Source organism: Scandinavium sp., from assembly GCF_032012665.1.
Taxonomy (GTDB): Bacteria; Pseudomonadota; Gammaproteobacteria; order Enterobacterales; family Enterobacteriaceae; genus Scandinavium.
In genome coordinates, this window is record NZ_DALZVG010000018.1 from 14,348 (window position 1) to 39,095 (window position 24,748).

Consider the following 24,748-nt stretch of genomic DNA (forward strand, 5'->3'; position numbering starts at 1 on the left):
GTGAGCAATCTGTCGCTCGATTTTTCCGATAATGCGTTTCAACCTCTGGCCGCCCGCATGCGGCCAGAAAATTTAGCGCAGTACATTGGTCAGCAACACCTGCTGGCTACCGGTAAGCCGCTGCCGCGGGCCATTGAAGCAGGACACCTGCATTCGATGATTCTGTGGGGGCCGCCGGGAACCGGAAAAACGACGCTGGCGGAAGTGATTGCCCGCTATGCCAACGCCGACGTGGAGCGCATCTCTGCCGTCACGTCCGGCGTGAAGGAAATTCGTGAAGCCATTGAACGCGCCCGACAAAACCGCAATGCTGGGCGACGTACGATCCTGTTTGTCGATGAGGTCCATCGCTTTAACAAAAGCCAGCAGGACGCATTTCTGCCGCACATCGAAGACGGCACCATCTTTTTCATCGGCGCGACAACGGAAAACCCCTCATTCGAACTCAATTCAGCGCTGTTGTCCCGGGCGCGTGTTTACCTGCTGAAATCGCTCACCGTTGAGGATATTGAGCAGGTGCTGACTCAGGCAATGACGGACAGCGCCCGTGGCTACGGCGGTCAGGATATCGTTCTGCCGGACGAGACACGCAAGGCAATCGCCGAACTGGTCAACGGCGATGCACGCCGGGCTCTGAACACGCTGGAAATGATGGCGGATATGGCGGAGCTTGATGCTTCCAGCAAGCGAGTTTTAAAGCCAGAACTGCTGACCGAAATTGCCGGCGAGCGCAGTGCCCGTTTCGATAACAAAGGCGACCGTTTCTACGATTTAATCTCCGCCTTCCACAAGTCCGTTCGCGGCAGCGCGCCGGATGCCGCACTCTACTGGTATGCGCGTATCATCACCGCCGGAGGCGATCCGCTTTATGTCGCTCGCCGTTGCCTGGCGATAGCCTCTGAAGATGTCGGCAATGCCGATCCGCGCGCAATGCAGGTCGCTATTTCTGCCTGGGACTGTTTTACCCGCGTCGGGCCTGCGGAAGGTGAACGTGCCATAGCGCAGGCTATTGTTTATCTTGCCTGTGCGCCGAAGAGTAACGCCGTTTATACCGCGTTCAAAGCGGCGATGGCGGATGCCCGTGAACGTCCGGACTATGACGTGCCGGTGCACCTGCGCAACGCACCAACAAAACTGATGAAAGAGATGGGCTACGGGCAGGAGTATCGCTATGCCCACGATGAGCCTAATGCCTACGCGGCGGGAGAAGCCTATTTCCCGCCGGAAATGTCGCCAACGCGCTATTACCATCCCACATCGCGCGGCCTGGAAGGCAAGATTGGTGAAAAGCTCGCCTGGCTTGCCGAACAGGATCAAAATAGCCCCATAAAACGCTACCGCTAAACAGGGCGTTGCGGTAAGGTTATCGCTGTATCCCTAAAGACCGCAGGCTGCGGTCTTTTTCCTCATTTTAATTCGATAAGCACAGGATAAGCATGCTCGATCCCAATCTGCTGCGTACCGAGCCAGACGCAGTCGCAGAAAAACTGGCACGCCGGGGCTTTAAGCTGGATGTAGATAAGCTGCGCGCTCTTGAAGAGCGTCGTAAAGTTCTGCAGGTAAACACCGAAAATCTGCAGGCAGAGCGCAATTCGCGATCGAAATCCATCGGCCAGGCAAAAGCGCGCGGGGAAGACATCGAGCCATTACGCCTGGAAGTGAACAAGCTGGGTGAAGATCTGGATGCCGCGAAGGCTGAGCTGGAAACGCTGCTCGCAGAAATTCGTGATATCGCACTGACCCTGCCAAACATTCCTGATGACTGCGTTCCGCTGGGCAAAGACGACAGCGAAAACGTGGAGGTCAGCCGCTGGGGCGAGCCGCGTAAGTTCGATTTTGAAGTTCGCGATCACGTGACGCTGGGTGAAATGGCGAAGGGCCTCGATTTTGCTGCCGCCGTTAAGCTGACCGGTTCCCGCTTTGTGGTGATGCAGGGGCAAATCGCGCGTATGCATCGTGCCCTGAGCCAGTTCATGCTGGATCTGCACACCGAGCAGCACGGTTACATGGAAAACTATGTGCCGTACCTGGTGAACCAGGACACGCTGTACGGTACAGGCCAGCTGCCTAAGTTTGGCGGCGATCTGTTCCACACCCGCCCGCTGGAAGAAGAAGCCGACAGCAGCAACTATGCTCTGATCCCGACCGCCGAAGTCCCGCTGACCAACCTGGTACGCGACGAAATCATCGACGAAGACAGCCTGCCGATCAAAATGACCGCGCACACGCCGTGCTTCCGCTCCGAAGCGGGTTCCTACGGGCGTGATACACGCGGCCTGATCCGTATGCACCAGTTCGATAAGGTTGAGATGGTGCAGATCGTTCGCCCGGAAGAGTCGATGGATGCGCTGGAAGAGATGACCGGTCACGCGGAAAAAGTGCTGCAGCTGCTGGGTCTGCCTTACCGTAAAGTTCTGCTGTGTAGCGGCGATATCGGCTTCGGTGCGCGCAAAACCTACGACCTCGAAGTCTGGTTGCCGGCGCAGGACACCTATCGTGAGATCTCCTCCATTTCTAACTGCTGGGATTTCCAGGCGCGCCGCATGCAGGCTCGTTGCCGCAGTAAAGCAGACAAGAAAACCCGTCTGGTGCATACGCTGAATGGTTCTGGCCTGGCTGTGGGTCGTACGCTGGTTGCCGTGCTGGAAAACTATCAGCAGGCAGATGGTCGTATTGCGGTGCCAGAAGTGTTGCGTCCTTATATGAACGGTCTTGAGTTTATCGGCTGAGTCCGACATTTCTGATGAAAAAGCGCCTGAGGGCGCTTTTTTTGTGCCTGTCTTGATGCTGAGCAATAACCCTTCGGATGAAAGCGTAGATACTCCCTTCGAATTATAAGCAGCATAAAACTCTAAAAAAGACTGATTTCGCTATATACATAACTATATAGCGAATAGATCATTTCAATGAGCAATGAAGTGAGTATCCATGAAAATTAAAGCCCCCGATGCTTTGCTGAGCGCAGAAGTCAGTCGCCGAGGTTTGATGAAAACCTCGGCGATTGGCGGGCTGGCGATCGCCAGTAGCGCGTTCACCTTACCGTTCACCCGTATCGCTAATGCAGCGGAAGCCATCGCGCCTGGCAGCGCTGACGGCAAAGTTGTCTGGAGCGCCTGTACGGTCAACTGCGGCAGTCGCTGCCCATTGCGTATGCATGTGGTGGACGGTGAAATCAAATATGTCGAAACGGATAATACCGGTGATGACAACTATGATGGCCTTCACCAGGTGCGCGCCTGCCTGCGTGGCCGCTCCATGCGTCGTCGCGTCTATAACCCGGATCGTCTGAAATACCCGATGAAACGCGTTGGCAAGCGCGGTGAAGGAAAATTTGAGCGCATCAGCTGGGAAGAGGCGTATGACACCATCGCCAGCAACATGCAGCGCCTGATCAAAGACTACGGCAACGAATCCATCTACCTGAACTACGGCACCGGTACGCTGGGGGGCACCATGACCCGTTCCTGGCCGCCGGGGAATACGCTGATTGCCCGCCTGATGAACTGCTGCGGCGGTTATCTGAACCACTATGGTGACTATTCAACCGCGCAGATTGCGATGGGCCTGAACTACACATACGGCGGCTGGGCCGACGGCAACAGCCCCTCAGATATCGAAAACAGCGAGCTGGTTGTGTTGTTTGGTAACAACCCGGGCGAAACACGCATGAGCGGCGGCGGCGTGACGTACTACCTCGAGCAGGCTCGTCAAAAGTCCAATGCCCGCATGATCATCGTCGATCCACGCTACACCGATACCGGTGCCGGACGTGAAGATGAATGGATCCCCATTCGTCCGGGAACCGATGCGGCGCTGATCTCTGCGCTGGCGTGGGTGATGATCAAAGAGAACCTGGTCGATCAGCCATTCCTGGATAAGTATTGCGTGGGTTATGACGAGAAAACCATGCCCGCGGGTGCGCCAGCGAATGGTCACTACAAGGCCTATATTCTCGGTCAGGGTAATGACGCTACGGCGAAAACGCCGGAATGGGCTTCAGCGATCACCGGTATTCCGGCCGAACGCATCGTCAAGCTCGCCCGTGAAATCGGCAACGCAAAACGCGCCTTTATCAGCCAGGGCTGGGGCCCGCAGCGTCATGCTAACGGCGAACTGGTTTCCCGCGCAATTGCGATGCTGGCGATCCTCACCGGTAACGTCGGCATTAATGGTGGCAATACAGGGGCGCGTGAAGGTTCTTACGATCTGCCGTTTGTCCGCATGCCGACGCTGGATAACCCGATACAGACCAGCATTTCGATGTTTATGTGGACCGATGCCATTGAGCGTGGAGCGGAAATGACCGCCCTTCGCGACGGTGTGCAGGGGAAAGATAAGCTCGACGTGCCTGTTAAAATGGTCTGGAACTATGCCGGCAACTGCATCATTAACCAGCACTCAGACATCAACCGCACGCATGACATCCTGCAGGATGACAAGAAATGTGAGCTGATTGTGGTGGTGGATTGCCACATGACTTCTTCGGCGAAATACGCAGATATTCTGCTGCCGGACTGCACCGCATCAGAACAGATGGACTTCGCGCTGGATGCTTCCTGCGGCAACATGTCCTACGTGATTTTTGCTGACCAGGCGATCAAGCCGCGTTTTGAGTGCAAAACCATCTATGAGATGACCACGCAGCTGGCGAAACGCATGGGCGTTGAGCAGAAGTTCACCGAAGGTCGCTCCCAGGAAGAGTGGTTGCGTCATCTGTATGAGCAATCTCGTCAGGCGATCCCTGAGCTGCCTTCCTTCGATGAATTCCGCAAACAGGGCATGTTCAAACAGCGCGACCCGGAAGGGCATCACGTGGCATACAAAGCGTTCCGTGAAGATCCGGTTGCCAATCCTTTGACGACGCCATCGGGCAAAATTGAAATCTACTCTGCGGAGCTGGCAAAAATCGCCGCAACGTGGGAGCTGACACCGGGCGACGTTATCGACCCGCTGCCAATTTACGATCCGGGCTTTGAGAACTACAACGACCCACTGAGCAAACAGTATCCGCTCCAGCTGACCGGTTTCCACTATAAAGCGCGAGCACACTCCACCTACGGCAACGTTGAAGTGCTGAAAGCCGCCTGCCGTCAGGAAATGTGGATTAACCCCATGGATGCGCAGAAGCGCGGCATCAGCAATGGCGATCGGGTGAAGATTTTCAACGGCCGCGGTGAAGTACACATTGAGGCGAAGGTCACTCCGCGCATGATGCCGGGTGTGGTGGCGTTAGGTGAGGGTGCATGGTACGCCCCGGATGCGAAAGGGGTGGACCAGGCGGGCTGCATTAACGTGCTGACCACCCAGCGTCCATCGCCGCTGGCGAAGGGTAACCCGTCGCACACTAACCTCGTTCAGGTCGAAAAAGCGTAAGGAGTAACCGATGACCACTCAGTATGGATTTTTTATTGATTCCAGTCGCTGCACCGGTTGCAAAACCTGCGAACTGGCTTGTAAAGACTACAAAGATCTTACTCCGGACGTCAGCTTCCGCCGTATTTATGAATACGCGGGCGGCGACTGGCAGGAAGACAACGGCACCTGGCATCAGAACGTTTTTGCCTATTACCTGTCGATTGCCTGTAACCACTGCGAAGACCCGGCCTGTACCAAGGTCTGTCCGAGCGGGGCGATGCACAAGCGTGAAGATGGTTTTGTGGTGGTCAATGAAGATGTCTGCATCGGCTGTAAATACTGCCACATGGCATGCCCGTATGGCGCGCCGCAGTACAACGAAGCCAAAGGCCATATGACCAAGTGCGACGGCTGCCATTCCCGCGTTGCGGACGGCAAAAAACCGATCTGTGTTGAATCCTGCCCGCTGCGCGCGCTGGACTTTGGGCCGATTGAAGAGCTGCGTAAGAAACACGGTCAGCTGGCTGCGGTTGCACCGTTGCCGTCTGCGCACTTCACAAAGCCGAGCATTGTTATCAAACCTAACGCCAACAGCCGTCCGACGGGTGACACCACCGGCTATCTGGCAAACCCGAAGGAGGTTTAAGATGGGAAGTGGATGGCATGAATGGCCGCTGATGATCTTCACGGTGCTCGGGCAGTGCGTGGCGGGCGGTTTTATCGTTCTGGCGCTGGCGCTGATGAAAGGCGAACTTTCCCGTGAACAGCAGCGCCTGGTGGTGCTGAGCATGTTTGTCCTGTGGGTGCTGATGGGCATTGGCTTCATCGCTTCTGTTCTGCATCTGGGCTCGCCACTGCGTGCATTTAACTCGCTGAACCGCATTGGTGGATCCTCGCTGAGTAACGAAATTGCCAGCGGCTCCGTGTTCTTTGCGGTGGGTGGCATTGGCTGGCTGTTAGCTGTGCTGAACAAACTGCCTCAGGCGCTGCGTAGCCTGTGGTTAATTCTGACGATGGTGCTGGGCGTAGTGTTTGTCTGGATGATGGTGCGCGTCTATAACACCATTGATACCGTACCAACCTGGTACAGCGTCTGGACGCCGATGAGCTTCTTCCTGACGATGTTTATCGGCGGGCCACTGCTCGGTTACCTTCTGCTGCGTGCGGCGGGTGTGGACGGCTGGGCAATGCGCCTTTTGCCTGCGGTATCGCTGCCGGCACTGGTGGTCAGCGCTATCGTCGTCATGATGCAGGGCAGTGAGCTTGCAACAATCCACAGCTCTATCCAGCAGGCATCTGCGCTGGTTCCGGCTTATGGCGAGCTGATGGCCTGGCGCCTGGTTGCGCTGGCGTTAGCGCTGATGTGCTGGATTGCACCACAGCTGAAAGGACGTCAGCCAGCGGTGCCGCTGCTGAGCGTGGCTTTTGTACTTGTCGTTGTTGGCGAACTGATCGGTCGCGGCGTTTTCTACGGTCTGCATATGACCGTCGGCATGGCGATCGCCAGCTAAGTTGCTATTTGCGCCGGGCCTTCATGGCCTGGCGCTGCAAAAAATGCCTGTCTTCCATGAAATTTTTCTTCTGAAAATAAGCCGCTGTTTTTCTAATTCATTAATTAAAACAATGGAATAATTTATTAATAAATTCCGTTACCGTTCCGTTGGATTAAAAAATTCTATTGTTCCTCTGAAAACCGCGTCAGCGCTGGCCTGAGGGGAATTGACATTGCGCGTGGCGGTGTCATGATGCGCACGAATTTTGAACTTCCTCACGGTTTTTTTAATCCATGTCCACGTATTCCCGCCCGGTGCTGTTTCTGCTCTGCGGCCTACTTTTGTTGACGCTGGCGATCGCAGTGCTGAACACGCTCGTCCCGCTTTGGCTCGCTCATGAGCATTTGCCAACCTGGCAGGTGGGGATGGTGGGCTCATCTTATTTCACCGGCAATCTGGTGGGCACGCTGCTCTGCGGGCGGCTGATTAAGTACTTTGGCTTCAACCGCAGCTACTATCTTGCGTCGCTGATTTTTGCCGTGAGCTGTGTAGGCTTAGGGCTGAATGTGGGCTTCTGGAGCTGGCTGAGCTGGCGATTCCTTGCGGGCGTTGGCTGCGCGATGATTTGGGTCGTCGTGGAAAGCGCACTGATGTGCAGCGGCACCTCGCGTAACCGCGGTCGCCTGCTGGCCGCCTATATGATGGTGTATTACGTGGGCACTGTCCTTGGCCAACTGATGGTCAGCAAGCTGCCGACAGACCTGATGAGCGTCCTGCCATGGGTGACCGGCATGGTGCTCGCGGCCATACTGCCGTTGCTGTTTGCCCGTATCGTTAATCACTCCCAGGAAGAGCATGCGCCGACGCAGGTCTGGCCTATGCTGAAGCTCCGTCAGGCGCGTCTGGGCGTGAATGGCTGCATTATTTCGGGTATTGTGCTGGGTTCACTGTATGGCCTGATGCCGCTGTTTCTGAACCACCAGGGCGTTAGCGATGCCGGTATCGGCTTCTGGATGGCGGTGATGGTCAGCGCGGGTATTATCGGCCAGTGGCCAATTGGGCGCCTTGCTGACCGCTATGGCCGCTTACTGGTCCTGCGCGTTCAGGTTTTTGTGGTTATTCTCGGCTGTCTGGCAATGCTCAGCGGTGCAGCGATGGCGCCAACGCTGTTTATTCTTGGGGCGGCAGGCTTCACGCTTTACCCTGTCGCGATGGCGTGGGCATGTGAGAAAGTGCAACATCATCAGCTGGTCGCCATGAATCAGGCGCTGCTGCTGAGTTACACCATCGGTAGCCTGCTTGGCCCGACGTTCACCTCTATGCTGATGCAGAACTACTCGGATAACCTGTTGTTCGTGATGATTGCCTGCGTTTCGTTTATTTACCTGCTGATGCTGCTGCGTAAAGCCGGGCATCACCCGACGCCAGTGGCGCACGCCTGAAGAAAAAAGCCTGTCGAATGACAGGCTTTTTTCTTTGCCCGCTCTTCGGTAAGGTGTCGATTCCCCGCAAAAAAGGACGCCTGATGGAACTGCTACGCTTTACGCTTGCTCAGATTGAAGCCTTCGCCTGCGTGTGTGAGAGCGGAACGCTCACCCAGGCCGCAAGGAAGCTGAAAAAAGACCGGACGACGGTGAGCGAGTTACTGGATTACCTGGAAGTTGATCTTGGGTACACGCTGTTCGATCGCTCGACACGTCCGTTAACCCTGACGCCACAGGGGCAGCTTCTTTACCGCCAGGCCCGGCTGTTTTTGCATGAGGCTGAAGCGTTCTCCCGCATTGCCAGACAGATTCCCGACAGCATCGAGACGCATCTTACGCTGTGCTATGACCTGTTTACTCCTCGTGCGCTGTTGCTTCAGCTTGCAGAGCAGCTACGTGCCCGGCATATCCAGCTGGACATGATTGCCTGCGAGCGCGTGCAGGCTGAACAGTGGCTGGACGAGGGGAGCGTTGACCTGGCGCTGTTTCAGGCGATGAACCGTTCCGTCAACGACCATCTGCACTGGCGGGCGGTTGGCAGCGTTTCACTCGCCGTTTACGCCCGTGAAGGCTACTTCTCTAAGCAGCCCGTCTCGCTCCTGCATCTGGCCTCCAGGCCTCAACTGATGCCATTTCGCGATCTCCCGCCTTCGCTGGCCGGACGGTTGCAAATTGCCGACAATTTAATTCACGTTAATGAGATCTCGCTGCTGGAAGGCCTGTTGCAAGCCGGTACAGGTTGGGCATTTCTGCCGGATCATTTCTCAGCTGAGCGGCTTAAAGGTGTGATGCGGGTGGAAACGGCAATGGGTAATAACGGGTTGACACATCCCTTAGTGGCGCTGTGGAAACCTGGGGTGATTAACGCGTCAGTGCTGAGCCAGGTCCTGGGCATCATGGAGAAAGGGCTGTTGTCAGGCGGCGCTTCGCTTACCTGATTTACGGAATGTATGCAATTGGGAAGGCGGATGCAGGCCGGGTAAGCGTTAGCGCCACCCGGCGATGCCCGGCAAACAGAGAGTCGCCGGGCAAAAAGATTCAGTACATGACCTTGTGACCATACTGCTCGAGGATCCCCTTGACGCGTTCCATGGTCTCTTTCTTCGGCGGGTGAACGCCATCAAGCTTGTACTCTTCGCCCATTGCCACCCACTTATGTTTCCCCAGCTCGTGGTAGGGCAGCAGCTCGATTTTTTCGACGTTGCCCATATCACGGGTGAATTCACCGAGACGATGGGCGGAGTCGTCATCGTCGGACCAGCCGGGAACCACGACGTAGCGGATCCAGACGTTGATATTCTTGTTCGCCAGATAGCGGCAAAATTCCAGCGTGCGGTGGTTTGAGACGCCAACCAGGTTCTGGTGGATCTCGTCGTTCATCTGCTTGAGGTCGAGCATCACCAGGTCGGTGACCTCCAGCAGTTCGTCGATCACCGGATCGTAGCGACGGACAAAGCCGTTGGTGTCGAGACAGGTATGAATGCCTTCTTTGCGGCAGGCGCGGAACCAGTCACGCACAAACTCAGCCTGCAAAATGGCTTCGCCGCCGGAGGCCGTAACGCCGCCGCCGGACGCATTCATAAAGTGGCGATAGGTCACCACTTCTTTCATAAGCTCTTCGACCGTGATTTCTTTGCCGCCGTGGGTATCCCAGGTATCGCGGTTGTGGCAGTACAGGCAGCGCATCAGGCAGCCCTGGAAGAAGGTGATAAAGCGGATCCCCGGGCCATCGACGGTGCCACAGGATTCAAAGGAGTGAATGCGACCAATTACTGACATTGCGGTGTTTTCTCCAGATACGGCCCATCCGGGGCCAGTGTATGCACAGCTCAAAACCGGCTGTGTTAAGTCTGTTTTGGCAGAGATCCATACCCGATAGTGAAAGTATAGATGGCTGGCAAAGCAGGCTGGGGCAGGAGAGGAGTTGTTAAAAAGGCCCCACGGGTGTGGAGCCTTTATTGTACGCCGATTACTGCGTAATTTCAGTCAAAATCCAATTACATGGTCTGAGTGAAGGTACGGGTAATAACGTCCTGCTGCTGTTCTTTGGTCAGGGAGTTGAAGCGTACCGCATAACCAGAAACACGGATGGTCAGCTGAGGATATTTCTCAGGATGTTCCATCGCATCGAGCAGCATTTCACGGTTCATGACGTTCACGTTCAGGTGCTGACCACCTTCGATGGACGCTTCGTGATGGAAGTAACCGTCCATCAGGCCTGCCAGGTTAGTCTTACGTACTTCGTCGTCTTTACCCAGTGCGTTTGGCACGATAGAGAAGGTGTAAGAGATACCATCTTTCGCGTAAGCAAACGGCAGTTTAGCAACGGAAGTCAGAGAGGCGACAGCACCTTTCTGGTCACGACCGTGCATTGGGTTAGCACCTGGGCCGAATGGCGCGCCAGCACGACGACCGTCTGGGGTGTTACCGGTTTTCTTACCATAAACCACGTTAGAGGTGATGGTCAGAACAGACTGAGTCGGAATAGCGTTACGGTAGGTAGTGAGTTTCTGAATTTTCTTCATGAAACGTTCTACCAGGTCAACCGCCATGTCATCAACGCGGGAGTCGTTGTTACCAAACTGCGGGTATTCGCCTTCGATTTCGAAGTCGATAGCCAGACCGTCTTCGTCACGAATTGGTTTAACTTTTGCGTATTTGATAGCAGACAGGGAGTCAGCCGCAACGGACAGACCTGCGATACCACATGCCATGGTGCGAACCACGTCACGGTCGTGCAGCGCCATCAGAGAGGCTTCATAGCTGTACTTGTCGTGCATGTAGTGAATCACGTTCAGCGCAGTGACGTACTGTTTAGCCAGCCAGTCCATGAAGTGATCCATACGGTCCATGACTTCGTCGAAGTTCAGAACGTCGCCTTTGATTGGTTCAGATTTAGGACCAACCTGCATTTTTAGTTTTTCATCAACGCCGCCGTTGATTGCGTACAGCATGGTTTTCGCGAGGTTAGCGCGAGCACCGAAGAACTGCATTTGCTTACCAACAACCATTGGGCTTACGCAGCATGCGATAGCGTAATCGTCGTTGTTGAAGTCCGGACGCATCAGGTCATCGTTCTCATACTGCAGAGAAGAGGTATCGATGGACACTTTCGCGGCGAATTTCTTGAAGTTCAGAGGCAGTTTTTCAGACCACAGAACGGTGATGTTTGGCTCCGGAGAAGGACCCATGGTGTACAGGGTATTCAGGAAGCGGAAGCTGTTTTTGGAGACCAGAGTACGGCCATCAACGCCCATACCACCGATAGATTCAGTTGCCCAGATTGGGTCACCGGAGAACAGCTCATCGTATTCTGGGGTACGCAGGAAGCGAACCATACGCAGCTTCATGACCAGGTGGTCAATCATTTCCTGAGCGTCTTGCTCGGTGATTTTGCCTGCTTTCAGGTCACGTTCGATGTAAGCATCCAGGAAGGTGGATACGCGACCGAAGGACATTGCAGCGCCGTTCTGAGATTTAACTGCGGCCAGGTAGCCGAAGTAGGTCCACTGAATGGCTTCCTGAGCGTTGGTTGCAGGACCAGAGATATCGCAGCCGTATTTTGCTGCCATTTCTTTGATCTGACCCAGCGCACGGTGCTGCTCAGAGATTTCTTCACGCAGACGGATAGTGGCTTCCAGGTTTACGCCGTTTTCCATGTCAGACTGCAGGGACAGGAACTGTGCGTATTTGTCTTTCAGCAGGAAGTCGATACCGTACAGCGCAACGCGACGGTAGTCACCGATGATACGGCCACGGCCGTAGGCATCTGGCAGACCGGTCAGAACGCCGGATTTACGGCAGTTCAGAATGTCTTTGGTGTAGACATCGAAAACGCCCTGGTTGTGGGTTTTACGATAGTCAGTGAAGATTTTTTTCAGCATCGGGTCCAGTTCGCGATCGTACGCTTTGCAGGAACCTTCAACCATTTTGATACCACCGAACGGGATAATCGCACGTTTCAGTGGTGCTTCAGTTTGCAGGCCAACGATCTTCTCAAGGGCTTTGTTAATGTAGCCCGCGTCGTGAGAAGTGATGGTGGACGCTACGGAGGTGTCGAAATCAACTGGAGCATGGGTGCTGTTTTCCAGTTTGATGCCTTCCATTACGCTATCCCACAGGGCGGTGGTCGCTTCGGTAGCGCCAGCCAGGAAGGATTCGTCACCTTCATATGGGGTGTAGTTTTTCTGGATGAAGTCACGTACGTTGACTTCTTTCTGCCAGTCACCTTTGGCAAAACCTTCCCAGGCTGTGGCTAACTTTTCATTAAGTTCGGACATGTAACACCTACCTTCTTATGTGGATTTTTTATTTACTGCCTGAAACAACCGTTAGTGCTGGTCGTTGCCACGCAGGTAAATGACCCAGTACGTCAACCCGACTAACAAACCACCGCCGATAATGTTACCGATTGTCACCGGAATCAGGTTATCAGTGATGAAGTTCATGACAGTCAAGTGTGAGAAATTGTCCGGAGTCGAACCGATGGCGGTCCAGAATTCCGGGCTGGCGAAGTTCTTAACGACGATACCCATAGGGATCATAAACATGTTTGCGATGCTGTGCTCAAAGCCGCTGGCGACAAACATCGCAACTGGCAGCACCATAATCATCGCTTTGTCCATCAGGCTGCGGCCGGAGTAGCTCATCCATACGGCCAGACACACCATCAGGTTTGCCAGAATACCGAGGCAGACAGCCTCAATAAAAGTATGATGCATTTTGTGGTCAGCGGTTTGCAGGACGTTCAGGCCCCATCCGCCGTTGGCGGTCATATATTCGCCAGAAAGCCACATTAGCAGAACAAACAGCAGGCAGCCAATCAGGTTACCAACATAGACGTTGAACCAGTTCTTAGCCAGTTGACCCCAGGTAATTTTTCCGCTGGCCTTCGCGACGACAATCAGCACCGTGGAAGTGAAGAGATCGGCCCCGCAGATAACACAAAGGATAAGTCCAAGTGAGAAGCAGATGCCGCCAATCAGCTTGGCAATACCAAACGGCATTCCTGCCGTGCCAGTCGTGGACGTAATGTAGAAAACGAAGGCAATGGAGATGAAGACACCCGCAGTAATCGCCAGGAAAAAGGTTTTAAGCGGTTGCTTCGTTGCTTTATAGACACCCGCTTCCTCGGCCACTTTGGCCATCTCAGCTGGGAGTAAAAGATCAAAAGGGTTGTCAGCTTTCACACTAACTCTCTCTTTATTAAGTCGGCGACGAGATACTAACAAAGCATTATAGAAGAGAAATTGATGTAGATCATATCTCGCCTGGCTTATAGGCCCGCAGAACGCGTGGTTTTTCAACGAATGCGGAGTAACTTTTTGATTATCAAAATAAAAATAAATTTTAAAGTTTGCAAAATGAGTTGAATTTTCTTGCTTAACCTCCTTTAATTCAGTTAATTAAAATGGAGTAATATGCATTAAAATTAACATCCCTCGTAAGCTACTAATAATAGTGTTTACGCATAATTAACTTAATTATTACAAATTAAATAATGGGCCGTAGAAAATAAAAAAGGGCCACGCTTTGTGGCCCCGTAATATAGCGCAGGCGAATAATTTCGCCATACATTATTTGTGGTTTTACTGCTGGTCTGCCCAGAAGCTGGCTTTTGCGCGCTGCAGTTTTTCATAGGCTTTTAACAGTGACTGATGCGCCGGGAAGGCGGCCAGATCGCTGTCGACCGGCTGCAGACCGTAGAAGGCCGCTTCGCCGCTCAGGGCTGCGCTTGCCGCTTCAACTGCATCTGCGCCGTACATCCGCACGAAGGCATTCAGATACTGCAGCGGCTGGCGTTCTTCTTCCTGGGAGAGCAGAAGCAGCGTTTGCAGGCAGCGGTAATAATTGGCGCGTTCAGCGCTGAAAATAGAGGCGTTGAATTCCATGGTCCACTCAGTCCAGATCAGCGCCTGTTCCAGATCGCCGCCCGCCAGCGCCAGCATAGCTTTTAGCTCGCCGATGCGCAGAGTGTACCAGCCGTTGTCTTTTCCGGTTGCCATACCCAGCAGTTCACGAACACGGGTAAAGTCATCAAGACCCTCGTCGTCCATCTGCTCGATCAGCGCCAGATAATCTTCTTTATCCCATTCGCTGTTCGGCAGCGACAGGATAGTCTCGCGCAGGTGGCTGCCCATATTGTTATTTGCCAGCCACAGATCTTCTGCCGGATAAATATCAGACATGCCCGGCACGATAATACGGCAGGCGTATACGCTCAGGTGTTCATAGTCAGCGATATACACTTCTTTATCTTCCGCCTGGAAAATCGCCATCAGCGTAGCGAACTCTTCTTCGGTGGTGCCGGAGAAATTCCAGTCCACAAACGGATAGTCCGCATCCTGCTTAAACATATCCCAGGAGATCAGACCACTGGAGTCAATGAAGTGCGTCTCAAGATTTGCGTGCTCAGCCACTTCTTCATCATCGAAGGTCGGTGGTGTAAACACGTCGAGATCTTTAAGACCACGACCCTGCAGCAGCTCGGTCACAGTACGCTCCAGCGCCACGCCAAAATCAGGGTGTGCGCCGAAGGAGGCGAAGCAGGTGCCGTTGGCCGGGTTAAACAGCACGACGCAAATTACCGGGTATTTACCGCCCAGGGAGCCGTCGTAGGCGAAGATTGGGAAGCCTTCAGCTTCGAGTTTGGCGATGGATTCCACCACGCCCGGGTAGCGCGCCAGCACGTCCGCAGGAATTTCCGGCAGGCTGATGCTTTCGGCGATGATGCGGTTTTTGATGTGGCGCTCGAACACTTCAGACAGGCCCTGAACGCGTGCTTCGTTAGCCGTGTTGCCAGCCGACATGCCGTTGGAGACATACAGGTTGCCAACGATGTTCATCGGAATGTAGACCGTCTCTCCGTCTGACTGACGGGTGAATGGCAATCCACATACGCCACGATCGTCATTCCCCGATTGCAGATCGACCAGACCGCTGGCGGTGAGCTGATCGTCCGGATCGTAAAACGCGCGCAGGCGTGCATCGAGCAGGCCTTCTGGTACGTCATCATCCTCGGGCAGCGGGAACCATTTCTCATTCGGATAGTGAACGAATGGGGCATTGGCAAGGGTTTCGCCCAGCCAGAAATCTGCGAAGAAATAGTTGGTGGACAGACGCTCGAAGTATTCACCGAGCGCAGAGGCCAGGGCTGCTTTTTTTGTTGCACCTTTGCCGTTGGTAAAGCACAGCGCGCACTCTTTATCACGAATATGCACGGACCACACGTTCGGCACCGGGTTCAGCCAGGAGGCTTCTTCAATATTGAAACCGAGGTCCGTCAGTTTTTGCTGGAAGCGGGCGATGGAGTCTTCCAGTGCGGCGTCTTTGCCGGGAATAAAGGTTTGGGTCATGGCAGTCACTTTTGTCGTACGGAAAGCGCGCAATGATACGGGTTTTGCGTGTCAGGCGCTATCGTCCCGGCGTCGTCGGCGAAAATAAAAGAGTCAGCTACGCTTAAAGGCAGTAACCTCCTGTTCAGGCAGAAAAAATGCAAGCGTTCGATCTTCACCGTATGGCTTTTGACAAGGTACCCGTGGATTTTCTTGCGGAAGTGGCGCTGCGCAGTCTCTATACCTTCGTGCTGGTGTTTCTGTTTCTAAAAATAACCGGTCGGCGCGGCGTCCGACAAATGTCATTGTTTGAAGTACTGATTATCCTGACGCTGGGCTCGGCGGCGGGCGATGTTGCGTTTTACGATGACGTTCCTATGTTACCCGTGCTGATCGTATTCGTTACGCTGGGGATACTGTACCGGCTGGTGATGTGGCTGATGTCACACAGTGAAAAGCTGGAAGATCTGCTGGAGGGAAAACCGGTGATCGTTGTTTCTGATGGCGAACTGGCCTGGGAAAAACTGCGCGCGGAAAACCTGACGGAGTTTGAGTTTTTCATGGAGCTACGCCTGAACGGTATCGAACATCTCGGGCAGGTAAAGCGGGCGATTATGGAAACCAACGGCCAGATCAGCGTCTATTACTTCAGCGATGAGGACGTGAAACCCGGTTTGCCGATTTTGCCCGGAAAGTGTGTTGAACGCTTCACTGTATTGCCGGAAGAGAACGACTATGCCTGTACCAGATGCAGCGCGATTTTTCATCTCCATGCCGGAGATCGGCAATTATGCGCCCGCTGTGCCAATCCGGAATGGGCGAAGGCCAGCAGGGCCAAACGGATCACCTGACAGCAAGAATGTCGGTAATGTGACGTCAAGCTGGCAGATTCTGTTGTGTGAGCGCCGCCGCATTTTTCGGCGTGCGAGGATTTGCCATTGCGGCCTGTGTCACTGAATGGTAAAACCGATAGCCACAGGAAACACTTATGCCTGCGGGCAGATAACTTGTATAGCGTGGTGAGGGGAAATGACTCAGGTCTTCAATTTTAGTTCTGGTCCGGCAATGCTTCCGGCGGATGTTCTTAAACTGGCGCAACAGGAGCTGTGCAACTGGCAGGGGCTTGGCACCTCGGTGATGGAAATCAGCCATCGCGGCAAAGAGTTCATCCAGGTGGCCGAAGAGGCGGAAAAAGACTTCCGTGACCTGCTCAATATCCCTTCCAACTATAAAGTGCTGTTTTGCCACGGCGGCGGGCGCGGTCAGTTCGCTGGCGTACCGCTGAATCTGCTGGGTGAGAAAACCACTGCCGATTACGTCGACGCAGGCTACTGGGCAGCAAGCGCAGTGAAGGAAGCGAAAAAATACTGCGCGCCAAACGTGATCGATGCCAAAGTCACCGTGGATGGTTTGCGCGCCGTGAAACCGATGCGTGACTGGCAGCTTTCCGATAACGCGGCTTATCTGCACTACTGCCCGAATGAAACCATCGACGGCATCGCCATTGATGAAGCCCCGAACTTTGGCAAGGACGTTATCGTTGCTGCAGACTTCTCTTCTACTATTCTGTCCAGCCCGATAGACGTTAGCCGCTATGGCGTGATTTATGCCGGTGCGCAGAAAAATATCGGCCCGGCTGGTTTGACGCTGGTCATCGTCCGTGAAGACCTGCTTGGCAAAGCGCACATCGCTTGTCCGTCAATTCTTGATTACACCGTGCTGAACGACAATGATTCAATGTTCAATACCCCGCCGACCTTCGCCTGGTATCTGGCAGGCCTGGTCTTCAAATGGCTGAAAGAGCAGGGCGGCGTGGCGGCGATGGATCGCGTTAACCAGCAGAAAGCGGATCTGCTTTACAGCACCATCGACAACAGCGATTTCTACCGTAATGACGTAGCTACGGCTAACCGTTCCCGCATGAACGTGCCATTCCAGCTGGCGGACAGCGCGCTGGACAAGCTGTTCCTGGAAGAGTCCTTTGCTGCCGGTCTGCATGCGCTGAAAGGCCACCGCGTGGTAGGCGGTATGCGTGCCTCCATCTATAACGCAATGCCGCTGGCAGGCGTTGAAGCGTTAACCGACTTTATGAAAGCGTTCGAACGTCGCCACGGTTAATGCCCCCTGTTTTCATCCCCGTAGCCCGTCTGCGGGGTTTTTATTTTCTGCTTTTGAGAGTTAAGTTTCATGGAATCCCTGACGTTACAACCCATCGCGCGCGTAGATGGCACCATCAATTTACCCGGTTCAAAAAGTGTCTCTAACCGCGCTCTTTTGCTGGCGGCATTAGCCCGTGGCACCACCGTGCTGACCAACCTGCTGGACAGCGACGACGTGCGCCACATGCTTAATGCGCTGACTGCGTTAGGCGTTCAGTACACGCTCTCTGCCGATCGTACCCGCTGCGAAGTGACCGGCAACGGCGGCCCGCTTCAGGCGGGAACAGCGCTTGATCTGTTCCTCGGTAACGCAGGGACGGCGATGCGGCCATTGGCGGCAGCGCTGTGCCTTGGCAGTAACGATATCGTGCTGACCGGTGAGCCGCGCATGAAAGAGCGCCCGATTGGTCATCTGGTTGATGCTTTGCGTCAGGGCGGCGCAGAGATTGAGTATCTGGAGCAGGAAAACTATCCACCGCTGCGTCTGAAGGGCGGTTTTACAGGTGGCGAAGTTGCGGTAGACGGTAGCGTGTCCAGCCAGTTCCTGACGGCACTGCTGATGACGGCACCACTGGCTCCGCAGGACACGGTCATCACCATTAAAGGTGAACTGGTGTCAAAACCGTATATCGATATCACTCTGCACATGATGAACACTTTCGGCGTGCAGGTTGAGAATCAGAACTATCAACGCTTTGTCGTAAAAGGCGGGCAGGATTACCACTCTCCTGGTGCATACCTGGTGGAAGGCGATGCTTCTTCAGCGTCCTATTTCCTCGCAGCGGGTGCCATCAAAGGTGGCACGGTCAAAGTGACCGGCATTGGTCGCAATAGCGTGCAGGGCGACATCCGCTTTGCGGACGTTCTGGAAAAAATGGGCGCAACCGTTACCTGGGGTGACGATTTCATCGCCTGTACGCGCGGTGAATTGAACGCTATCGATATGGACATGAACCATATTCCGGATGCTGCGATGACTATCGCAACTGCGGCCCTGTTCGCGAAAGGCACGACTACGCTTCGCAACATTTATAACTGGCGCGTGAAAGAAACGGATCGTCTGTTTGCGATGGCAACCGAGCTGCGCAAAGTCGGGGCTGAAGTGGAAGAGGGCGAAGACTACATTCGCGTGACGCCACCGGCACAGCTGACATTTGCAGAAATCGGTACCTATGACGATCACCGCATGGCGATGTGCTTCTCGCTGGTGGCGCTGTCGGACACGCCGGTCACGATTCTCGATCCGAAATGTACGTCAAAAACCTTCCCGGATTACTTTGAACAGCTCGCACGTATCAGCACGCTGGCCTGATGTTCTCCCTGCGCTGCGCCTTCAGGCGTAGCGCAGAATGACGTTTCCTGACATTCCCTCTGCGCATTTCTTCTACACTCACCTTCAAACTGTCTGTTATTTGCAACCAGTATTACCGGTTACGGGTAATGGCGCGTATAATGCGCGGCGTTTAAGTAACTGACGCCTTGAATGAAGGAGAAAACGATGACGGCAATTGCCCCGGTAATCACCATTGATGGGCCAAGCGGTGCAGGAAAAGGCACCTTGTGCAAGGCAATGGCGGAAGCGTTGCAGTGGCATCTGCTGGATTCAGGTGCGATCTACCGCGTACTGGCTCTGGCGGCATTACATCATCATGTTGACGTGACTTCGGAAGAGGCGCTGGTGCCGCTGGCTGCACACCTTGACGTGCGCTTTGTCTCCACCGACGGCAATCTTGAAGTGATCCTCGAAGGTGAAGACGTCAGCGGTGAAATCCGTACTCAGGAAGTGGCTAATGCGGCGTCCCAGGTGGCGGCATTTCCACGCGTACGTGAAGCCCTTCTGCGCCGTCAGCGCGCGTTTCGTGAAGCGCCAGGCTTGATTGCAGATGGACGGGATATGGGAACCGTGGTCTTCACCGATGCGCCCGTTAAAATTTTCCTTGACGCTTCGCCGGAAGAACGTGCTCAGCGCCGTATGCTTCAGTTGCAGGAAAAGGGCTTTAGTGTTAACTTTGATCGCCTTTTGGCAGAGATCAAGGAACGCGACGATCGTGACCGCAACCGTGCGGTGGCGCCGCTGGTTCCCGCTGCTGATGCTTTAGTCCTCGATTCAACGCGATTAAGCATTGAGCAAGTGATTGAAAAAGCGCTACAATACGCGCGCCAAAAACTGGCTGCTGCCTGATTTAAAGGCAGGTAAGCCTCCGAATTCGTAGTACCCCCGCTGCAACGGAGTGTGAGCGGGTATGTAAAACAACCCCATCCGGCATGAGGCCAGATGGACGTTAATCTAACTTTTGAAGATTAAACATGACTGAATCTTTTGCTCAACTGTTTGAAGAATCCCTGAAAGAAATCGAAACCCGTCCGGGTTCCATCGTTCGTGGCGTTGTTGTTTCTATCGACAAAGACGTCGTTCTGGTTGATGCGGGCCTGAAATCTGAATCTGCAATCCCTGCAGAGCAGTTCAAAAACGCAGCCGGAGAACTGGAAATCCAGGTTGGTGACGAAGTTGACGTTGCGCTGGACGCAGTAGAAGACGGCTTCGGCGAAACCCTGCTGTCCCGTGAGAAAGCTAAGCGTCACGAAGCCTGGATCACGCTGGAAAAAGCATACGAAGACGCTGAAACTGTTGTTGGTGTTATCAACGGCAAAGTTAAAGGTGGCTTCACTGTTGAGCTGAACGGTATTCGTGCGTTCCTGCCAGGTTCTCTGGTAGACGTACGTCCAGTTCGCGATACGCTGCACCTGGAAGGCAAAGAGCTTGAGTTCAAAGTTATCAAGCTGGACCAGAAGCGTAACAACGTTGTTGTATCCCGTCGTGCCGTTATCGAATCCGAAAACAGCGCAGAACGCGATCAGCTGCTGGAAAACCTGCAGGAAGGCATGGAAGTCAAAGGTATCGTTAAGAACCTCACTGACTACGGCGCATTCGTTGACCTGGGCGGCGTTGATGGCCTGCTGCACATCACCGACATGGCGTGGAAACGCGTTAAGCACCCAAGCGAAATCGTGAACGTGGGCGACGAAATCACTGTTAAAGTGCTGAAGTTCGACCGCGAGCGTACTCGTGTATCCCTCGGCCTGAAACAGCTGGGCGAAGATCCATGGGTAGCTATCGCTAAGCGTTACCCAGAAGGCACTAAACTGACTGGTCGCGTGACTAACCTGACTGACTACGGCTGCTTCGTTGAAATCGAAGAAGGCGTTGAAGGCCTGGTACACGTTTCCGAAATGGACTGGACCAACAAAAACATCCACCCATCCAAAGTTGTTAACGTTGGTGACGTAGTGGAAGTGATGGTTCTGGATATCGACGAAGAACGTCGTCGTATCTCCCTGGGCCTGAAACAGTGCAAAAACAACCCATGGCAGCAGTTTGCGGAAACCCACAACAAGGGTGACCGTGTTGAAGGTAAAATCAAGTCTATCACTGACTTCGGTATCTTCATCGGCCTGGACGGCGGTATCGACGGCCTGGTTCACCTGTCTGACATCTCCTGGAACGTTGCAGGCGAAGAAGCAGTTCGTGAATACAAAAAAGGCGACGAAATCGCTGCAGTTGTTCTGCAGGTTGACGCAGAGCGTGAGCGTATCTCCCTGGGCGTTAAGCAGCTCGCAGAAGATCCGTTCAACAACTGGGTTGCACTGAACAAGAAAGGCGCAATCGTAAACGGTAAAGTGACTGCAGTTGACGCGAAAGGCGCAACCGTAGAGCTGGCTGACGGCGTTGAAGGTTACCTGCGCGCTTCTGAAGCATCCCGTGACCGCGTTGAAGATGCAACTCTGGTTCTGAGCGTAGGCGACGACGTTGAAGCTAAATTCACCGGTGTTGACCGTAAGAACCGTGCAATCAGCCTGTCTGTTCGTGCTAAAGACGAAGCTGACGAGAAAGATGCAATCGCTTCTGTTAACAACAAACAGGAAGAAGGCAACTTCTCTAACGCTATGGCTGAAGCATTCAAAGCAGCTAAAGGCGAGTAATCAAGTCACTCTTTACGAGTAACTTGACAGATTGCAGGATTCGTCCTGTAATCAACAACAAAGGGCGGCTATGGCCGCCCTTGTTCAAGCTGTCAGCTTAACCTTTCCTGAAAGGAAACCGGAGGAATCATGACCAAGTCAGAGCTCATTGAAAGACTTGCAAGCCAGCAATCTCACATCCCTGCGAAAGCGGTAGAAGATGCTGTGAAAGAGATGCTGGAACATATGGCCTCTACGCTGGCCCAGGGCGAGCGCATTGAAATCCGCGGTTTCGGCAGTTTCTCTTTGCACTACCGTGCCCCACGCGTTGGGCGCAACCCAAAAACCGGCGATAAAGTCGAGCTGGAAGGTAAATACGTTCCTCACTTTAAGCCAGGTAAAGAATTGCGCGATCGCGCCAATATTTACGGCGATTGAGTTCCCGGAACGCTCCGGAACTTGAACGTGAAGAAAGCACCTGTGGGTGCTTTTTTTGTTTTTGTCTCTAATCAGTGTGGCCACTGACGGTGGGCATTTCTGAAGCCTCCTCGCAATTTCTCTTGTGTGTGCTGCAACAACGCAAACTCCCCGGAAGCCCCCTCGTAAAATTCCTTTTTAACTGACGACAAGCCTGCCTGACTTCGCAACACTGCCTGTGACAAGGAGGCGTCATGCGGTTACCGACATTAGCTACCTGCGCCATCGCCGGCATTTGCCCGCTGCTTTGGTTACCCGAGCTGCCCTCAGCGATCGTTACCGGCGGAATAACGCTGTTGGCCGCATCGCTTTGCTTTTCAGCCAGCCTATTGAGAATCATTGGATTAACTCTCCTTTTTTTCTGTTGGGGAATTTTTGCAGCTCACGATGTTGTGATTCCTGCGAATACGCTGTCAGGAAAAACAGTGCAGGCTGAGGTGGAGATAGTTGCCTCTGACGGGGAAGAGAAGCACTACGCGAAGCTACTGAGTATCAATGGGCTGCGGCAGTTTCCGGCGCCAGGGATTGTGCTTTATGGGCAGCGTTTGCCAGGTACCGTTTGCGCAGGGCTGCTATGGAAAATGACTCTGCGTATCAGAGCGGTACATGGCCTGCTGAATGAGGGTATGTTTGACAGCCAGCGATATGCATTTTCGCTACACCGTCCGCTAACAGGTCGATTTACTCATGCCACGGTCTTGCAGCAAAGCTGCAGCCTGCGCGCCCGGTTTGTCACATCACTCTTTAAGAGCGTTGAACGCTATCCCTGGCATCAAGTGATGCTTGCGTTGGCCGTTGGAGAGCGTGTTGCTGTCTCCGCGGAGATAAAAATGCTACTGCAGCAGACCGCAACTTCACACCTTATGGCTATTTCAGGCCTGCATATTTCACTGGTGGCGATGCTGGGCTGGCTTGTCGTCAGGGGTATACAAATCGTTATGCCCTGTAAGTGGATTGGCTGGAGAATACCTGTGTGTGCCACCTTTTTGGTGGGCGCCTTTTATGCGTGGCTAAGCGGCATGGAGCCACCGGCGCTGCGCACCGTCGTTGCAACCGGTATCTGGCTTCTGTTGCGAATGAGAGGTAATAAATGGACATCGTGGGAGGTATGGCTATGCTGCGTGGCGGCCATTCTGGTCCTGGATCCTTTGGCGATATTGTCACAAAGCCTGTGGCTTTCTGCTTTCGCCGTTGCAACGCTTATCTTCTGGTATCAATGGGTACCGTGCCGCCGAATCAGACGCTCTGCGCTGCTGAATGCCGTCTGGAGTCTGCTGCATCTGCAGTCCGGACTGATGTTTCTGCTGCTCCCGCTTCAGGTTTTCATTTTCAACGGGATCTCCTGGACATCCTTGCCCGCAAACTTTGTTGCCGTGCCGCTGGTTACCCTGTGTGAGATCCCACTGCTGTTAGCCGGGATGGCGCTCCATTTGACCGGCCCGGAGGTTATCGAGCAAAGTGTCTGGCTGATGGCGGACAGGTTGCTTGCTGGCCTGTTCTGGTTTTTACGTTCTCTGCCGGAAGGCTGGCGAGAGGTGGATTATCGCTGGCAAAGTCTCACGCTGTTGCCATGGCTTGCCGTTGTACTCTGGCGTCTTGATGGCTGGATAAAATGGCCCGGGATATCCCTGACGAGCTGCGTTCTGCTGGCTTCTCCATTGTGGCGCCCGCTATCGCAGGGCTGGTCCGTGACGATGCTGGATGTCGGGCAGGGGCTGTCCATGGTCATCGAGCGCAACGGCAAAGCGATTCTGTATGACACCGGTCTTGCATGGCCGGGAGGAGACAGTGCACAGCAGCTGATTGTTCCCTGGCTGCGCTGGCATCACATAACACCGGAAGGCATTATTCTCAGCCACGAGCATCTCGATCATCGCGGCGGGCTGAATACGTTACTCAAAACCTGGCCTGATGTCTGGGTACGGAGTTCTTTGTCATGGCCAAACCACCGGCCCTGTCAAAGAGGAGAGAACTGGCGCTGGCAGGGGCTGACGTTCAAAGCACTGTGGCCTTTGCCTGAAAACAGAACCGAAGGGAATAATCGTTCCTGTGTCGTTCGGGTCGATGACGGGCGAAATAGTTTCCTGATGACGGGAGATATTGAAATACCGGCGGAAATGTCGATGCTGAGCCGCTACTGGCAACATCTTGCGTCTACACTTGTTCAGGTGCCGCATCACGGTAGTAGTACCTCCTCATCGCCGGCGCTGCTGCAGGCAGTTGGTGGGCGGGCGGCGCTGTCATCTGCTGCACGGTATAACGCATGGCATTTTCCGTCCGCGAAGGTTAAGGCGCGCTATACGCAAAGGGATTACCAGTGGTTCGATACGGCCCGTCAGGGGCAGATAACGGTCAATTTTTCGCCGGAAGGTTGGCAAATCCAGAGCTTACGCGATCAAATATCCCCCCGCTGGTATCATCAGTGGTTTGGCGATGCCCGTGATAACGGGTAGAATGTGCGGCTATCTCAACATAAGCTGGTTTTT

General features: G+C 54.1%; 18 protein-coding genes. 14 read left to right on the forward strand and 4 right to left on the reverse strand.

The genetic code is table 11. The features are described 5' to 3' along the window. The 7 genes from rarA (at position 1) to RTU33_RS14675 (ending at position 9,270) form a co-directional block, all read left to right on the forward strand. Positions 1-1,344 carry a replication-associated recombination protein RarA gene (gene rarA, locus RTU33_RS14645; protein WP_312628300.1) on the forward strand — a complete coding sequence of 448 codons (1,344 nt, stop codon included), beginning with the start codon at positions 1-3 and terminating at the stop codon, positions 1,342-1,344. Between the two features lie 92 nt (positions 1,345-1,436). Continuing rightward, positions 1,437-2,729 (forward strand): serine--tRNA ligase, encoded by a 1,293-nt coding sequence (serS, locus tag RTU33_RS14650; RefSeq protein WP_312628301.1) that lies wholly within the window; start codon positions 1,437-1,439, stop codon positions 2,727-2,729. A 199-nt stretch (positions 2,730-2,928) separates the two neighbouring features. Further along, complete coding sequence (gene dmsA / locus RTU33_RS14655; RefSeq protein WP_312628303.1) at positions 2,929-5,373, forward strand: dimethylsulfoxide reductase subunit A; 2,445 nt, start codon at positions 2,929-2,931, stop codon at positions 5,371-5,373. A gap of 10 nt (positions 5,374-5,383) precedes the next feature. Beyond that, positions 5,384-6,001 carry a DMSO/selenate family reductase complex B subunit gene (locus RTU33_RS14660; RefSeq protein WP_312628305.1) on the forward strand — a complete coding sequence of 206 codons (618 nt, stop codon included), beginning with the start codon at positions 5,384-5,386 and terminating at the stop codon, positions 5,999-6,001. Position 6,002: 1 nt separating this feature from the next. After that, on the forward strand, positions 6,003-6,866 hold the full coding sequence (locus RTU33_RS14665) for a dimethyl sulfoxide reductase anchor subunit family protein (protein ID WP_312628307.1): 864 nt from the start codon (positions 6,003-6,005) through the stop codon (positions 6,864-6,866). A 275-nt stretch (positions 6,867-7,141) separates the two neighbouring features. After that, the gene (locus RTU33_RS14670; RefSeq protein ID WP_312628309.1) at positions 7,142-8,290 is read left to right on the forward strand and encodes an MFS transporter; all 1,149 of its coding nucleotides are present in this window, start codon (positions 7,142-7,144) and stop codon (positions 8,288-8,290) included. A gap of 83 nt (positions 8,291-8,373) precedes the next feature. After that, positions 8,374-9,270: a LysR family transcriptional regulator gene (locus RTU33_RS14675; protein ID WP_312628311.1), complete on the forward strand. Its 897-nt coding sequence runs from the start codon at positions 8,374-8,376 to the stop codon at positions 9,268-9,270. A 100-nt stretch (positions 9,271-9,370) separates the two neighbouring features. Here RTU33_RS14675 and pflA read toward each other — a convergent pair whose 3' ends face one another. The 4 genes from pflA to ycaO all read right to left on the reverse strand — a co-directional run bounded on the left by pflA (position 9,371) and on the right by ycaO (position 15,687). Then, the gene (gene pflA, locus RTU33_RS14680; RefSeq protein ID WP_312628312.1) at positions 9,371-10,111 is read right to left on the reverse strand and encodes a pyruvate formate lyase 1-activating protein; all 741 of its coding nucleotides are present in this window, start codon (positions 10,109-10,111) and stop codon (positions 9,371-9,373) included. Between the two features lie 218 nt (positions 10,112-10,329). Continuing rightward, entirely contained in the window at positions 10,330-12,612 is a 2,283-nt protein-coding gene (gene pflB, locus RTU33_RS14685) for a formate C-acetyltransferase (protein WP_312628313.1), read from the reverse strand. Positions 12,613-12,663: 51 nt separating this feature from the next. Beyond that, on the reverse strand, positions 12,664-13,521 hold the full coding sequence (gene focA / locus RTU33_RS14690; RefSeq protein WP_312628314.1) for a formate transporter FocA: 858 nt from the start codon (positions 13,519-13,521) through the stop codon (positions 12,664-12,666). A 399-nt stretch (positions 13,522-13,920) separates the two neighbouring features. Next, positions 13,921-15,687 (reverse strand): 30S ribosomal protein S12 methylthiotransferase accessory factor YcaO, encoded by a 1,767-nt coding sequence (gene ycaO / locus RTU33_RS14695; protein WP_312628316.1) that lies wholly within the window; start codon positions 15,685-15,687, stop codon positions 13,921-13,923. A gap of 137 nt (positions 15,688-15,824) precedes the next feature. Between ycaO and RTU33_RS14700 the strand changes: the two genes are divergently transcribed. From RTU33_RS14700 to RTU33_RS14730, 7 genes are all read left to right on the forward strand, one after another. Further along, positions 15,825-16,517, forward strand: a complete 693-nt coding sequence (locus tag RTU33_RS14700; RefSeq protein WP_312628318.1) for a DUF421 domain-containing protein — start codon at positions 15,825-15,827, stop codon at positions 16,515-16,517. 178 nt (positions 16,518-16,695) lie between these two features. After that, positions 16,696-17,784 carry a 3-phosphoserine/phosphohydroxythreonine transaminase gene (serC, locus tag RTU33_RS14705; protein ID WP_312628319.1) on the forward strand — a complete coding sequence of 363 codons (1,089 nt, stop codon included), beginning with the start codon at positions 16,696-16,698 and terminating at the stop codon, positions 17,782-17,784. A 69-nt stretch (positions 17,785-17,853) separates the two neighbouring features. Beyond that, complete coding sequence (gene aroA / locus RTU33_RS14710; protein ID WP_312628320.1) at positions 17,854-19,137, forward strand: 3-phosphoshikimate 1-carboxyvinyltransferase; 1,284 nt, start codon at positions 17,854-17,856, stop codon at positions 19,135-19,137. 186 nt (positions 19,138-19,323) lie between these two features. Further along, entirely contained in the window at positions 19,324-20,007 is a 684-nt protein-coding gene (gene cmk / locus RTU33_RS14715; RefSeq protein ID WP_312628322.1) for a (d)CMP kinase, read from the forward strand. Between the two features lie 125 nt (positions 20,008-20,132). Next, complete coding sequence (rpsA, locus tag RTU33_RS14720; protein ID WP_312628324.1) at positions 20,133-21,806, forward strand: 30S ribosomal protein S1; 1,674 nt, start codon at positions 20,133-20,135, stop codon at positions 21,804-21,806. Positions 21,807-21,935: 129 nt separating this feature from the next. Then, positions 21,936-22,223: an integration host factor subunit beta gene (gene ihfB / locus RTU33_RS14725; protein WP_097163563.1), complete on the forward strand. Its 288-nt coding sequence runs from the start codon at positions 21,936-21,938 to the stop codon at positions 22,221-22,223. Positions 22,224-22,456: 233 nt separating this feature from the next. Then, positions 22,457-24,715 (forward strand): ComEC family protein, encoded by a 2,259-nt coding sequence (locus tag RTU33_RS14730; RefSeq protein ID WP_312628327.1) that lies wholly within the window; start codon positions 22,457-22,459, stop codon positions 24,713-24,715. Positions 24,716-24,748 lie beyond the last annotated feature (33 nt).

Bases quoted from the DNA above. Each gene is read 5' to 3' on its own strand.
- serS (WP_312628301.1), top strand. From the start codon at position 1,437: ATGCTCGATCCCAATCTGCTGCGTACCGAGCCAGACGCAGTCGCAGAA.
- dmsA (WP_312628303.1), top strand. From the start codon at position 2,929: ATGAAAATTAAAGCCCCCGATGCTTTGCTGAGCGCAGAAGTCAGTCGC.
- RTU33_RS14660 (WP_312628305.1), top strand. From the start codon at position 5,384: ATGACCACTCAGTATGGATTTTTTATTGATTCCAGTCGCTGCACCGGT.
- RTU33_RS14665 (WP_312628307.1), top strand. From the start codon at position 6,003: ATGGGAAGTGGATGGCATGAATGGCCGCTGATGATCTTCACGGTGCTC.
- RTU33_RS14670 (WP_312628309.1), top strand. From the start codon at position 7,142: ATGTCCACGTATTCCCGCCCGGTGCTGTTTCTGCTCTGCGGCCTACTT.
- RTU33_RS14675 (WP_312628311.1), top strand. From the start codon at position 8,374: ATGGAACTGCTACGCTTTACGCTTGCTCAGATTGAAGCCTTCGCCTGC.
- pflA (WP_312628312.1), bottom strand. From the start codon at position 10,111: ATGTCAGTAATTGGTCGCATTCACTCCTTTGAATCCTGTGGCACCGTC.
- pflB (WP_312628313.1), bottom strand. From the start codon at position 12,612: ATGTCCGAACTTAATGAAAAGTTAGCCACAGCCTGGGAAGGTTTTGCC.
- ycaO (WP_312628316.1), bottom strand. From the start codon at position 15,687: ATGACCCAAACCTTTATTCCCGGCAAAGACGCCGCACTGGAAGACTCC.
- RTU33_RS14700 (WP_312628318.1), top strand. From the start codon at position 15,825: ATGCAAGCGTTCGATCTTCACCGTATGGCTTTTGACAAGGTACCCGTG.
- serC (WP_312628319.1), top strand. From the start codon at position 16,696: ATGACTCAGGTCTTCAATTTTAGTTCTGGTCCGGCAATGCTTCCGGCG.
- aroA (WP_312628320.1), top strand. From the start codon at position 17,854: ATGGAATCCCTGACGTTACAACCCATCGCGCGCGTAGATGGCACCATC.
- cmk (WP_312628322.1), top strand. From the start codon at position 19,324: ATGACGGCAATTGCCCCGGTAATCACCATTGATGGGCCAAGCGGTGCA.
- rpsA (WP_312628324.1), top strand. From the start codon at position 20,133: ATGACTGAATCTTTTGCTCAACTGTTTGAAGAATCCCTGAAAGAAATC.
- ihfB (WP_097163563.1), top strand. From the start codon at position 21,936: ATGACCAAGTCAGAGCTCATTGAAAGACTTGCAAGCCAGCAATCTCAC.
- RTU33_RS14730 (WP_312628327.1), top strand. From the start codon at position 22,457: ATGCGGTTACCGACATTAGCTACCTGCGCCATCGCCGGCATTTGCCCG.